This is a genomic window from Brenneria sp. g21c3, assembly GCF_040240345.1.
Taxonomy (GTDB): domain Bacteria; phylum Pseudomonadota; class Gammaproteobacteria; order Enterobacterales; family Enterobacteriaceae; genus Brenneria.
The window spans coordinates 18,443-32,804 of sequence record NZ_JBEIAB010000028.1 but is presented as its reverse complement, the minus strand read 5'-3'; the positions used below and the strand labels follow the sequence as shown (position 1 = coordinate 32,804).

The 14,362-nt window shown below is 48.9% G+C and carries 6 protein-coding genes and 1 pseudogene; all 7 read right to left on the bottom strand.

Features of this window, described 5'->3' with window-relative positions; translation table 11 throughout:
- Positions 1 to 128: 128 nt before the first annotated feature.
- Positions 129 to 368, bottom strand: a pseudogene (locus ABRZ28_RS23150) (Arm DNA-binding domain-containing protein); the annotation flags it as partial.
- A 400-nt stretch (positions 369 to 768) separates the two neighbouring features.
- Positions 769 to 1,602 carry an HNH endonuclease gene (locus ABRZ28_RS23145; RefSeq protein ID WP_330521699.1) on the bottom strand — a complete coding sequence of 278 codons (834 nt, stop codon included), beginning with the start codon at positions 1,600 to 1,602 and terminating at the stop codon, positions 769 to 771.
- Positions 1,603 to 1,983: 381 nt separating this feature from the next.
- Positions 1,984 to 2,391 (bottom strand): very short patch repair endonuclease, encoded by a 408-nt coding sequence (locus tag ABRZ28_RS23140; protein ID WP_330521698.1) that lies wholly within the window; start codon positions 2,389 to 2,391, stop codon positions 1,984 to 1,986.
- Positions 2,392 to 2,495: 104 nt separating this feature from the next.
- Entirely contained in the window at positions 2,496 to 8,327 is a 5,832-nt protein-coding gene (locus tag ABRZ28_RS23135; protein WP_330521697.1) for a DEAD/DEAH box helicase, read from the bottom strand.
- Between the two features lie 19 nt (positions 8,328 to 8,346).
- Positions 8,347 to 10,437, bottom strand: a complete 2,091-nt coding sequence (locus ABRZ28_RS23130; protein WP_330521696.1) for a hypothetical protein — start codon at positions 10,435 to 10,437, stop codon at positions 8,347 to 8,349.
- Positions 10,438 to 10,448: 11 nt separating this feature from the next.
- Positions 10,449 to 12,992, bottom strand: coding sequence for a hypothetical protein (locus ABRZ28_RS23125; protein ID WP_330521695.1), 2,544 nt, complete (start codon positions 12,990 to 12,992; stop codon positions 10,449 to 10,451).
- Entirely contained in the window at positions 12,989 to 14,224 is a 1,236-nt protein-coding gene (locus ABRZ28_RS23120) for a DNA cytosine methyltransferase (protein WP_330521694.1), read from the bottom strand. Before ABRZ28_RS23120 ends, ABRZ28_RS23125 begins: the two co-directional genes overlap by 4 nt.
- Between the last annotated feature and the right edge of the window lie 138 nt (positions 14,225 to 14,362).

Genomic DNA, 14,362 nt, shown 5'->3' with positions numbered 1-14,362 from the left:
CAGAATGGCAGTGGTTTTATAATCACGAAAGGCCGAATATGGCGTTGGGCGGATATACCCCAAAACAGCATGTGTTACGTGCTGCATAACTCTACTTATGGCATCCGTTAAAAATGGGGGGATTACCGATCGGCCCCTTCACGCACTTTAGCGCGAGCGGCATCGCGTAGCTGACGCGCCTTAAACAGGGAAACATCCGGGTAGGGGCCAAAGGCCAGCTTTTTCTCTTTGCCATAGATGCGGTACTTCATGTACCAGAGCTTTGAGCCGTTGGGTTTGATCAGCAGGTACAGTCCTGAACTGTCTGCCAGTTTGAAGGATTTATCGGCGGGTTTGATCTTGCGGATAGCGGTATCGGTTAATGCCATAGCGGGGGGCTCCATTTTCTCAACGAACCGTGAGGCCCCCGATTAAGCCCCCAAAAACTATGGATGTCAAGAAACCCGGTAGTCCTTCTCAGGATAACCGGGTAAAGATAACTTCTTGTTTTTTAAACGCTTCAGGACTTATAGGGAAGTCATGAAACTAAAATCTGGCTCCTCTGACTGGGATCGCCTTTGCCAGTAATTGGCTAATATTTAAGCTAAATCAGAATCGCTTTTCTGTCAAGACCACCAAAATGACCACCAATCGAAGCTGGTTACATAAAACTGATTTGAGTGGTCTCGTGCATTTGGTGATCGTTACTATGGCCATATCTACAAGGGCAATCTGCCCTGTGCCAAAGCGGATGTTGCCCGTCTGCAAGTCACTTGGAAAAGAGCACCGTCACTTCTGCAATCTATCTATATTAATGTAAAGCATCTCGATTAGTTCTTTCGCATTTTGACTGTAGTGCAAGGCCCTATGGCAATTGGGGCAAAGTGCAACACAGTTGCTTGTGGTATCAGCACCGGCTGAAGAGAGAGGTATCACGTGATGTACTTCCAGGTATGGGCTACCGTCATTTAAAAAAAACGGTGCCTTTTCACCACAGTTTTCACAAACGCCCTTACTTTGCTGCAAGATCCAGGCTTTCACCGCAGGATCTCTAACATAGACCTTTTGAAGTCGCTCTACTGCCCCTGGTGCTTTATATCCTTTGGGCTCGCTCAAAGGTTTTTTTATTAATCTGCTAACCCTTGTATTCAGAACACTCTCATCATCTGTAGGTTGCAAGAGATCTGATGATTTTCCATGTATTATAGGTTCCCAAAATTCTCCACTGTTGACTTTAGGAACACTTATTATTATTCGTTTGGTCCTGTTACCTGAAGGAACTTCTTTTCTACCTGTACTACTGAAATGAGCCTGATAACTACACATTTTTTGGCGAATATCTCGAGGGCTATTACCCACTAGAGGGAAGTATTCACCAGGATGGATTTTTCTTTCAGCTAAGGACGGTATATGCTTTCTGGCTGTCGATGAGGCAAGATACACAACGACATTATCTACATCGGAATCAATCAGTCGCTCAATGATACAATCGAGGGCAATATTGTAGTCTTTGTTTCTGTGTGCTGGACCCCAGGACTCAAGGATTAGGCCATAAACCCCATCTTCTTCATCTACTGAGCACTCTGCGCTCAGTTCAGTTCCATTTTTATCAAAAACATGCATTACATTGCTCTTTTGTGAGGATTTTCTACAAAAATACTATCTATCTATATAAATACACAACGTTTTATTAAAAATAGAGCTGACCTGCTCCCCGTTGATTAAAACACGAGAATGTTAGTAATGGCTATCATTGGAGAACAACTGTGAACTTTCACTCCTCGCTCTTAGCTGTCTGCAGAAACCACCGAATGTAAAAAGCCCGCCTTAGGAAGTTGAGGATGGCTTTTCTAGAATTTTAGCTCCTGTGACTGAGATCGCCTTTGCCAGTAACTGGCTAATTTACAAGATAAAAAAAATGACGTTGTCAAGACCACTAGGCTGACCGCCATTTTTAACCCATGAAACAGCGTTTAAAGCAGCGCCATTCCCAATCCCTGCCCATCATTCTTTTAAAAACGTTTTCAATCTTTCCAAAAGGATATCCGTCTCTTTAAGTTCGCACTCCCACACTACCAACGCCCGCCAGCCCATTTCGCGTAGCTTTGATAAATGTAGAGAATCCCTGACTTTATTTTTTTCCAACTTAGTAGACCAATATTCCTGATTTGATTTTGGCATACGATTTCGTCGACATCCCTCATGACCATGCCAAAAGCAGCCATGCACGAAGATAACTTTGCGTTTTCCCCAAAAGACCAGATCGGGCTTGCCCGGCAGTCGCGGATCATATAAACGATAACGAAACCCTGCATGATAAACGAGACGTCTGATGATTCGCTCAGGACTGGTATCTTTTCCCTTAACTCGGGACATAACATAGCTTCGTTTGGCCGGAGTCAGTGTATCCATGAGAAAACCTCGCTATGTTATGCCGTAGTTTAAAGGCGCTTTGGCATTGAAAGCGCCTTCGGCTAAAAATATTAACCAGTAACAATAAACGCTACTGCGATATTTTAACTCTGTTTAAGGTTCGCCAGCGCACGCAGCGGTCGTCTTTCCAGTTCAAACGTATCAATGAATCGTAGCGGCGACTCCCCGCCAGTCAATCCAAAAAAGGCAATCAGGGCATCACGTTCGAAGTCTCTCCATTGCCATAATGGATGCATTACGGCTGCTCGCCAAAGCTCTTTTCCATCTTGTTTTTCGATAAGAACAGGCAATGAATATTCTTTTAACAATTTGATAGTCCCAGGTCGTAAAGCCTCAACATCTTCTGCTAACTCAAACGCTCTTTCTCGCCATTCTTTCATCTCTGGCTGCTCCCAATCCGAGGTGTTCAAACCGCAGGCGAATTCAGGTGTAACCATTGCGCGTAAGTACGCCATCCCTAAACGCCAGTCCAGTAAACCGTGATACCGGCGGTTGCCGTAGCGCTGTATGCACTTGTAACACGCAGTTTGACATTGAGAGGGATGATCTTTCTTCAGAAAATCAACCATCGGCCAGGCGTGCTTATCTTCCAGAATCTCATGCAATAATGTGACTATCAAAGGCTGGCCGCCAGCGGTTGCTGGTTCGGCAAGTCGTCTGCATAACCCTGAACCGTTGATTAACGCATCGGCGATTTGCAATATAGGTTTTCCCCGATGTAGCCTAGGTTCAAGCGTTTCAAACTCGTCTGGCGATACATCCAGATAGAGTGCGGCTTTATGGGTTAATATTTGAGTCGCGCTGATGGCTGCAGCTCGTGTAGGCAAATTCATGTATTCGCCGTATCTGGCGATCATATTCAGGTTAAGGCGATCATCGAATTGCATTAACTCCAGGTGAAGCGACTCAGTCTCTTTGCTTGATACAAGCCCAAAGCTTTCCTTCTCGCCAGTACAACGCCATCTAAAATTATTGCGTAATCCAGCCCAATTTGAATCTATCGCTTGGCTCCCTTTAATAGGAGAGTGGTAGGTAGCTAAAGGAATCGGCACCTTTTGATCCGTCGCTAAATCAACAGTAAATCGTTCTCCTTCTTTCTCTCCGTTAATAGGGCCATCGTTAAGACGTAAAATAGTAACCCCACCGCGGCGTACATTAAAAGAACCGCAATTTTCCGGGGTGCCTTCATGCAATACTGTTGCCGTAGTTTTTAACGACATACGAGTGAAGCTGTCCATTTCATCTTTTGGTTCGAAATCCGTACGGAAAGCGGCAGGCGTGATATAGAGTTCGAATTCGTCTGGATTGATAGGCGTGTTGCAATCCTCGCAATCAATATCATTAACAGGTTGAGTTTTCTCTGTTTTAGCGGAACCGCATGCCTGACAAATTGCGACATAGAGGCTAGACTCTTTCCATGAACATACTGTTGAGAGGTCTGAAACTCGATTATTGTGGAACTGAGGTTCTCGGTAATTGCCAGTGAAGCCTATCACCTGATGCTTTTTTTTATCCTTAATTAATACCGAACCAGGAGCATACTCAAAAACCGCAAGATCAAGATCGCGATCCATTGTTGACCATTCGTATTCTGCTTGGTCATTAGCTCCTTTCGTTTTGCGTAATCCCAGATAAAGGTTGCGTACCCGAGTCGGCATTCCATACATCGGCAATAGCCCTCGCTCGGCCAGAAAACGAGCAAGTCCCGTATTGTCGTCAGGCGCGGAGTGTCTTAGTTTTTCGATTTCTTTGATTATTTTTTCAGCGCTGACGGAGGCATAAAGACGTCGGCGCTGATCGAGGTCGAATGTTGCGGCCTGAATAAAACTCTCACGTATATTCTGAGTTGTTTCCAGCGCACTGTATAATAGTCTCGCCCAGTTCAATTTATCATCATGATAGTAATCATGTGTTGAAACATATTCGCCATGAACATCTGGCGGAACGAGCTTATCGCCAGGGAAAGTTGTGTTGTTTTTGCGACATTCTTCGCGTAAAAGATCAAATGCGCTTCTGAGCCAGATTTTCCGCAAAAGTCTTTTAGGAATAGCATCGTGGTCGACTGCTAGGAAGGGCGGCGGCGGCGGATCGCCCGTAATCGCGTGAGGATGAGCGAAATAATAAGCATCATGAGTACGTCCGCGACAAAATGTGATCACGAAAGAGAATGCTTGGCCGCGCCGTCCGGCACGACCGACACGTTGCTGGTAATTAAATCGCTGGGGCGGCATGTTGGCCTGATAAACTGACTGAAGCGAACCAATATCGATACCGACCTCCATCGTCGTGGTGACGGCAAGCATGTCGATTTCTGCATCCAGTTTTTCAAGTTCGCTCATCTCATCGACGAAAATCCCCTTGAATTTACGTAGTCGATCGGAGAAATCATCCGTCTGTCCCGTCAATTCCTCGACGTTCAACCGAAAGCGTTTAACGCCGTCCCGTTCGCCGCGCACGATACGTTTGCCAAGAAAATTGTCTTCCCATAGCGCTTCAACGGAGCCTCTGGGTTTGACATCAAGCAGTTCCGCGCAACGGGTACAACGCTTAAACCCTAAATGCAAGTGAATCCGCTCGCAGTTGCTGCATTGCCAATAGGGATCGCCTGGTTTGGCTACCTTGAGGAACAATTTGCCGATATTGAATAAACCACCTGAATGCCCTCGGGTAGCGAACTGATTTAAGACTTGCGTCAAATTATCCTGATAATTGTTTTCTCCAAATAAAGCTTTAGCGACACGATTTACTTTCTCTTTAGTAGCATCTTTTCCTGTATTCCATGCGACAGAACTTTCAGGATCGAAATATTTATTTTCTTTTACACGATAAACACCAGCGAATACCCTTAGCCAGGCATCAAGTTCGGGCATATCCTCTCTATCCGTAATGCACGGATACGCCAACCCCGTCTCTTCCAGCGCGAAGAAAGTATTGGCGAAAATGACGTCATCAATTAGTTCAGATTGATTGTCAATTATCTTTTTTTTGAGTTCTAATCGTTCAGAGGAAGAAAGTTTTTCGTGATATTTAATGATGTTCTTTTCTTTTAGAAAATTGGCATGCCAGACGTCGCTGCCATCCCCATCAGTACTCGGGCGATATTTGTAAGGCGATATTCCCAATCCAGCTAGTTCAGAGGATATTTTTCCTATAGAGTGGTCTTCTGATTCCAGCAATTTGTCGATTTTTATCCGCCTATATTTACAAAGATCGGAAACGCCTGCCTGGTTTATTTTGATATTATGCAACCGTTCATATTCGGCATAGTTTTTGTCCGTTAGGGCTTTTATCTTCTTTTCTTCAATACTATCTTCGGAAACGTACTTACTTTCAGCCTCTCGGATCATCTCTCTGGCGGCAGCGACCAATATTTCCCTGCGCAGATCTCGCAAGTGCAAGCGTTCAATTTCCAGCGCCATCGACGCCGCATCCTGCCGGCTGTCCGAGAAAACGATACTCTTTGCCTCCGCGCCGATCGCATGCAGCAATTCAAATAGCTCCGTCGCCACCAATTGGGATGATTTAGTTACACCAGTACGAAATGCACGAATGGGCGTTCTGGAACGATTGCTGGCCGGTCGGCTGGAATAGTCGATGCCGCAGTTAGGGCAGCAGAAAGGTTGCGCGGAAGCTTTTTTTGTCGGCTCGCCTTTTTTAGCCGGAATTGTTTTTTGGAAATAAAGATACCCGCGAACCGCGTCAGTATTTGTCGGCGATATTTCCTGCCCGACCGTCACAATGCCTGTAACGGGATTAAGCGCCGCCTTATCCCAGACATCCCAACCTTTTTCGCAGCCTGCCGGAGTTTTATCGGCTATATCAACTGGCCAAAAAACCGCAAACTCATCCAGCGTCATATCATCGTAATATTCAGCACCGGGGCGTTCAGGAAGATTTTCCAAATTGGTCGCCGAAGGTAATAATTCGATGGTGTTGCCGCCATTCTGCCCCTTCTGACCGCCGAGCAGTAAATCGCCGCATGCTTCGCAATATAGCATTTCAAATAAACGACGACCGCGCTCTTCTCCTGGGGCTGAAGGCGCGTGCGATAGGCCTCGTTCCAGACAAAAATCAGCGAATTTTGCTTTTTTCTCTCCTGGCGACACGGATGCGAAGAAACCTTCAATATTTCTTACGAATGTATGTACTCGAAAGGCCGGCGTGACGTTGGCGGGCTTCTCGCAATTAATCCCGGATTCAGGCAGCGCGCGCGTTAGCATTAACCCGCGTAACGCTAATTCCGATTCATCCGGGTCTTCCTTGAAAAATATCTTATCAATGATCAGTCCAGGCGGCATTGCGCGCGGCAATTCGCCGTCATTTTCAATGCAGGCGTTTGTCAATAGCGCGGCGGCGATTTCCGCCGCTTGTTTTATGCCTTGTATGACATTTCGCTCTTTCACGCCGAGAGCCTGGAATATATCAAGTAAGGCCTGATTCAGCGCATCCGTCATATTCAGATTACGGACGACATTGCCTTGATCTGCAAGGGCAGCCCGCATTAATGCGGCAAAAGGCTGTACGGCGATTTTTCCGGATGGCTTCGACGGAATGAAAGGTTTTCCCTGAATGACGCAGTTACGCCAGAAGTCTGGTTCAACGCTGCCAGGATCCAGAGAATCTCGGCAAGTGCCGAAGGGGGCGAAGAGATCCCGCAGGTACTTGCGCGATTGCTCTCCATCAGTGCCGTCCATCGGTAGCGATGCGGAAGACGCCAGCAAACGCAACTTGTAACGGTGTTTCGGGGCGTCAAGTCCGAGCCGAACAATCAGTGATTTAATCAGCATAGCGGTTTCCGTACCTGCGGAACCGCGCATTAAATGCAGTTCATCGAACACCAGATAGAAGTAAGCGTCGTCATTGTTCATCAGCCATTCGCGCGTAGCGACAAAAATATTATCCTCGACTTCGCGCGAAAGCATTGCTCCCAGCATTGAGGCGTTGGTGACGAGAACGTCAGGCGGGGCAGCCTGCATATCCCAGCGAGAAACCATCTCCGCGCCGTCTGTCGAAGGGAATATATACCGGGTCTTTTCCGAAGAATTTTCTTTTTCGTCGAATGCGCGCGCGGCCTGTTGATCGTTATCAATTCGGTTCAACGCCTTACGCAATTTTTCAAGATTACGGGCACGACGGCTTTTTTCCGAACTGGCGCTGGAAAGACGGGGATGGCTGGCGTAGCCGGTAACCGGCGTGGCGCTGGTATATTGCCCAAAGAAGATCCTGTTTCCGGAGAAATGCTGCTCCATAACCTCTCGCGCATCATCGGAATCCAATGTTTTACGCAAGCGCGCCATTTGATCTTCAACCAGTGCGTTCATTGGATAAAGTACTAATGCCCTGACTGCTGCCGGACGTTTTTCTTCTTCGCGACGAGAAACCCAGTTTGTTTTTTCGCCATTCCACCACTGATTTTGCAGATAGCCGTCGCAAGGAGAAGCCCAGTTGACTGCCTCATTTGATAATGCAGCCAGTATAGGCAACATGAAACTTTCTGTTTTTCCCGAGCCTGTACCCGATGTCACAATTCCCGGGCTACCGGGACGAATACCGCGCTCAAGCATTTGAGTCTGGTGGCTATACGGCGCATGGACTGAACGATGCGGCCAAACCTCGTCGCCAGGTTTCGAATCGAACAGACCGGATAACGCCAGTTCGACGAACGCCTTCCGACCTTTGAGAGACAAGCTATTTAGCGGCCCGCTATCCATCTCGGCCAGAGCTTCAAGCGTTTTATCCGAAGACTCATATCGTAGAACAGGCTCAATGTAGGGCTCCGCGGCAAATTCCCCGCTGCTATTCAAAAGGTTGTGTCTTGACGCCGTGACGAAAGGATCGGCAATTCGGAAGTTGGTTTCTATATACGAAATGAAGAAGTCCTGAATGCGGCGAAAACCGCCAATCGGATCTAACATGATTTCCTTCTCCTGCTGTTTAATGGGCGCATAGGTCGCTATTCTGTAAATCGGCGTATAAATCGACTAAATGCCTCTGATGCGCTTTGTTTTCATCATCGAACGGCAAGGCTTCATGCGCCGTTCTCATTGCCCGTAGGGTATTTGCCAGATCCAGACGTCCAGCTGATATTTCATCCGCGATAGCGAGTTTATTCGGGAGCGAACCTTGCGATGCAGCGCCGGGATCCAGTTCACTATGATTTTCTGAAGAAAGATGCAAGGGGGACAGTGCTATCGCATTTCGAATGACGACGTTTTCTATCCGTAGACGAAGATGCTGTTCTTTCAGTTTCTCCGCTTCTTCACAATCTTCGTTTTCAATGGTGCCGCAAATCAGAAAGCGTCGGGGGAGATCGCCACCGTGCAATCGGTCTTTTAGCGCTGGCAACCAGAAACTCGCAGCAGAACATTCGACACGTTCAATGACGGTGAGGATCGTTCGGGGGCAGGAAGCTTCGCTCAGCAATAATCCCTGATAAAGCGGCGTCGCCAGATTATTTCCCGCACGAACCCAAAGATCTTCGCCGGTAATCATCGTTGGATCGGCGATCTGCCGGATGGATCGACCTGAAGAAATCAGCGATTCGGCAATAGCAAGGAAGTCCTGCGTTTCCGGGCCAGATAACAATGGACATTCTCCAGCCAGCATTAACGCCAGAAATTGCACCATCAATCTCTTACCGTCAGGCGTTAGCAAATTGTTTTCACTGACACTGCGACCGAACTCTTTGCAGGACACGGTTTTCGCTTCAGGCGGGAGTCTCACTTTCGGGATGGCTGAATACGCCATTTGGCGAGCTTTGTCAGCAATTGCGGCGTTTATATGTTCAAGTTCGACTTGCGCATGAGCAGTATGCTCTCTGATGTCTGCAAGTGAAGCCAAAAAAGCTTCACGCTCGCTGGTCAGGGAAACCAGCGTCTGACGTTGATGTTCGTTCTGAGCGCATAAATCCGCGATGGCGTCTTTCAGACGATCAATTTCGCTTTCGAGGCGCGCTTTCTCATGTTTTAGCGTCTGCTCGATATTCGTTTGTTTCTCTGCAAAATCAGCCTGTAATTTTTCTTCTTCGCTTTGTCGTAATTGGGCGATTTGATGTTCGATTTCATTCTTTTGAGTTGCCAGAAAAGCAGCCATTTTCGCATCAAGAGCATCTAGTCGTTGCTGGCGCTCGGCGGAAAATGCGTCTTCGAGCGCTTTTTTTTGCTCAGTGCGCAACGTCGTTCGCTCTTCTTCAGCGATACTTTGTATCTGGCATTCGAGCAAGTCAGCGATTCTGCCGTCACTGAGTAATGATTCAGCAAGCTGGCGGGCTAGGCCATCTTCTTCTTCCAGTTTCTTTGCTAGTTCGCCGGAACGGAGTGATTGAGCTGTAGCAAGAAGATCGTCGACGCCGGAGTTTAATTTTCCGCTTTGCTCGTCCGAATGCGCTCGAAGCCATGAAGCGATCGCCGTCGTTGATCCCGCACAGGAAATAAGTTGAATGGCGTTTTCGATGTACTGCTTATCCGGCGTCCAGTCATGGATCCGAGTAGGTGAAACATTGAAATCGGGCATATAAAACGCTTTTTCGCTTTCAGACATGCCGGATACGATAATCACGCCGCTTTCGTTGAAATCGTATTCATAAACGTTCTGGTTCTTAGACAGGAGCAGGCAACCTGATTTCGATTCAGCCAGATTCGCCAGAATAAGCCCGTCAGGTCCGAAACGGATAGCCCATAGTCCCGGTTCGCCGCCTGTCGTTATGCCATCGAAACTCAATCGGCGACGCGCTTCCAGCAGCGACTGTCCGGAAGATAAATCATAATAAGGATAAATGCGGCGGGATTGCTTCGCTTGCGCTCTGCTGCGAATGCCGGGTCCCACATGAAAGGCGACCCATTCTCCCTTACGCATCGGCAAAGCGTCAGACGCGTTAAATTCGACTTCTCCCGTGTGAGGGAACAACTTCTTTGGGTTATCGATCGTACGCCAGCCATTAGGGGTTTCCTGCGCTACAGCTTTGAGGTAAGACTGATAATTTCTGCGATCATATTGACCAAGATACCAAGGGATTTCGCCCATCATTATTTTCCTTATTATCTCGAAGTCAGTGTTAGCCGTCCGTTTTGCCATATCGGACGTATTTTCCCACCGGAATGGCGAGCGACGGAAACTAAATGGCTCGCATCGCCCTCGTCGTCCGGGGAGAGGGAAAAGAAGCATCCCGGAAGCAGCGACTTCACCCAGAGGAAAGAGGCGTCATCGACAGGATACACATAACCCGAATCCGTCGGGCCTCCGTTTCTGAGCGTATTGCGTCGTATTCCTGCCGCCAACGCGTCAGGCAGACCGCAATCTTTGATAAGGCATAACAGATGATTTTTGGCGACGCGTTTGAATATCGGTTCCCGGTCTTTCGCTCCAGCGGCGATAATAGCTGCGGTTCGGGAAAGAAAATGCGTCGTTTTCCGCCCGGAAACTACCCGATAAATATCATGATCTCTCCCGCCGGGATGTACATAACGCAATAACGACGCGGCATCTTTATACGGGAGTTTATATTGCTGGAACTTTCCTGAACGCCAGTCCCAGACAGCTGCCGGATCGTGTAGTTCGGCGGTGCGTTCCGTCGGTGCCAGTGAAAGCGGCGTTGTATCGGATGACGACGGCGCATCGATAAGCGGCCATCCGAGGCGCTGGGATAACGCAGCAGGATCCGCAAGTACGGCCCCGAATACGGGCGGAGACCAGACGCTTACGCCGCTGCGACGGAAACTTTCTCCGTTCAGTCCGGCGACCGCTTTTTGAAAATCATCCATTAGGCTGGCGCAGACAGCGCCTTCTGCAACAACCAGACTATTTTCCCCGTTGCGAAGATGAAGCAACGCAGGTTTAACCAGCGTCCATACCCGACCTTTCCACCCAGGGCGCAGGCGTGGTTCGATCAGCCCCGCATGATGCAGACAGCGAATCAAATGCCATACGCTGATATCGTCGGCAACGCGTTCGAGAAGCGCGACTAATTCGGCTTCCTCCCAGCCGCTGGCGCCGCTGGCGTAAACGGCCTCCAGAAGATGCTCGCAACGTACTTCGCCGCCTTCCCACTGAAACGGCTCTTCAAAATTAAACGACGGCACCTTAAGCGAAGACGTCGACCAGTCGAAAAGCGGCTCAAACCGGTATCTTGCGCTTTCGCCTAGCGCCGGGTGTGGCACGGCTCGGGTGAAAAAGCGCGCGCGCCGCCGCCACGGCGGCGTTTTCTCGCCAGTTTCAAGTGCTGGTTCGATAAAAAATTCTCCATTGAGCGGTGATGAAGAAATTAGTCGACCATCTGCGACAGAAATGTTGATGCTCGCATCACTATGTCCGGATGAATATATTTTGTAGCGTCGTGTATCCGACTCGACAGAAGGCAAAAACGTCGGTAATCCCAGCCATCCGCCGGGTACGCGTATTCCACCGTATAGCTGAGGGCGCGTAACGTCATCATCGCCTGAAGAGGATTTTACTGCGCGAAAAATATCCATCGCTGTAACCCGATTCAGCGGCTGCGTCGTTAAAATCCACTCACCTTCGTCAACATAGCTTCTAAGGCGCTCGCTGATTCGTACGGAATGTCTACTGGATAACGCAATATGGAATTGCTGCGAATAGTCGCCAGGAGACAGTTTCGCTCTCCAGCGTCCATGCCCTGTTTGATGAAAGAAAATTAAGCCTGCATTTATCGCTTTTCCCAGATTGTCGCTGTTTTCGGCGGAAGTAGCGTCAAGAGCTTCGGATAACGTAGCATGGAAAATGGATTCGCCATCTTCGCTGAAATAACATCGCGAACCATCGAAATCAACGCACATATCAATAATTGCCTGATGCGCCGTGATACCGGAAGACAGTTCGGTAGCCCGCTGGCGCAGACGCCAGAACGGCATATCGAATAGCGCGCGACGCCCCAATATCCAGGCGTCCCTGAACTCGGTGAAGGCCTGTTTCAACGCATGAGAAACGTTTTCTCTCTGGATAACGACCTGAAAGTATTCGATCATTTTCCGCGGGCCGGCTGCGGCTTGTGAATGACTCTCAAGGAACCCGCTCATCAGACGCAGATCGGCTTTATTCGGGAATGCTAGGCGTAAGGTATGCCCTATCTGAACCCAGCCATCCCGCGGGGGCAGGACGAGACGCCTGTAAGGTTCGCCTTCTTGAATACGTCGCTTAAGCCATTCGGCTAACGCCTCCCACATCGCGTTTACGCCGGATAAGTTCTGAAAGCTATGCCTGCTCCGCAACCAGTTTTGTAACTTTAGGCGAAAGTCATTGCGTTCTTCTTGGGCATCGAATTGACTACTGATAAGAAGCGTCATGACAAGATAAGTGAAATAGCCGGGCGATTTGTCATTGGACCTTTCCATCATGCCGCCTTCAAGGCGCTGCGGTAGATTCGGTATGTTCGACATACAGGTACGAAATGCTTCTTCTATTTCATCCGCGCCGGCACCGCTGTCGGCGAATGCCGCCGCGAGCGTTGACGGCGTCACTTCAAACCAGCGAATATCCTGCGCATCGCCGTCGGCGCCGAACCGGAGAAAATAATCGACCAGCTTAATTTCCCAGTCATCGGGCGTAACAGGCGGCGTCCAGTTCATGCTTGTCTATCCTCCTCTTGATGGCCGCCGTTTCGGGCCGCCGTCGCTAGAGGCTCCAGTATGCGCTCGGCCAGAAAACGGACGGAAGGAACGGCAAGTCCGTCACCAATGATTTTAAAAGCCGATTGATATGCGGGCGGAAGAATAAAATCTTCCGGTAGTCCCATTAACGCTGCCGCTTCCTTGACCGACAACAACCGCGTTTTCACCTGATGGCCTTTGACGACGATAATGCGAGGACGGGAAGCGCCGCCTTTTGGCGTTCTCAGGCAACCAAGAACCGCCGAGAACGTAATTTCCGCCCGTTGCTGGTTGACGCCTTTTTCTTTGCGCATGCGTAAATAAAGGCTGCCTGTTATTGTCTCGCCGGATGCCTGCGCGTTTGCCAGACGCGCGAGATTCGCTGGAGCCATCATGCTGATAAGCCGTCGTGTTTCATCGGCAGAGTGCCATAGCGCGTTTTTGTCTTCAAAATCGATTAAATCGTCCAGCTCCTTCATTCTGGCATCAGGTGTATTGCCAGGCGACCACCAGATCCAGTCGTTGCGAGCGTCTTCCGCCAGCGCATCGCAGGCGCGAAGAAGCGACGGCGAATGCCATTGCGCCAGAGGTTCTTTCGAAACCAAACATTTTGGAATGGAAACACAGCGACCAATCGCCACAATAAAGACGCGGGGTCTGGATTGTGGAAGAAAGTGTTTCGCATCAACGATTATTGCTCCATAACGGTAGCCTGTTTTACTTAGATGATGGCATATCGCGGCAAAATGACACCCTTGATCCAGCGTCAGCAACCCAAGAACATTTTCAAGGACAAGAATCGGCGGCTTACGTTTTTCCTCGCTGAGTTTGCTTATCAAATCAAGAAATGGCCATATCGCACCGGAACGCGTAGTTTCATCCGCGCTGGAATCTCTTTTGCCGATCCCCAGGCCATTGCCTGCCAGCGATAAATCCTGGCAGGGGAACGAGGCCCAGGTTAAATCAGCGTGCTGCGGGAGATCATCAGGGGCGACTTCGCGTACATCGCGTATGTCGAAATGTTCATCGCCCCAGTTGTCGATGTAGGTAGATGCTTTTATCGGGTCCATGTCGTTAGCGAACAGGCATCGCCATTGTTTTCCCAGGCCAGCCCGGGCCATACCGCCGCCCGCGAAAAACTCATAGAAACTGAATTCCGCCTCGTGCGGTTCTGTTAAATGATTGTCGCCCGTGACGGCTTTACCGTTCATGACCTGACCATAAAATAGTATTGATGAATCGGGGCATCGCTCAATTTCCTGAAAAGAAGGTTCTTAACTGGATAGTCTATAAAATCATGAAGATAATATCTATATGGATAAATGGCCGTGGCTATGTAGCTAAGTTTA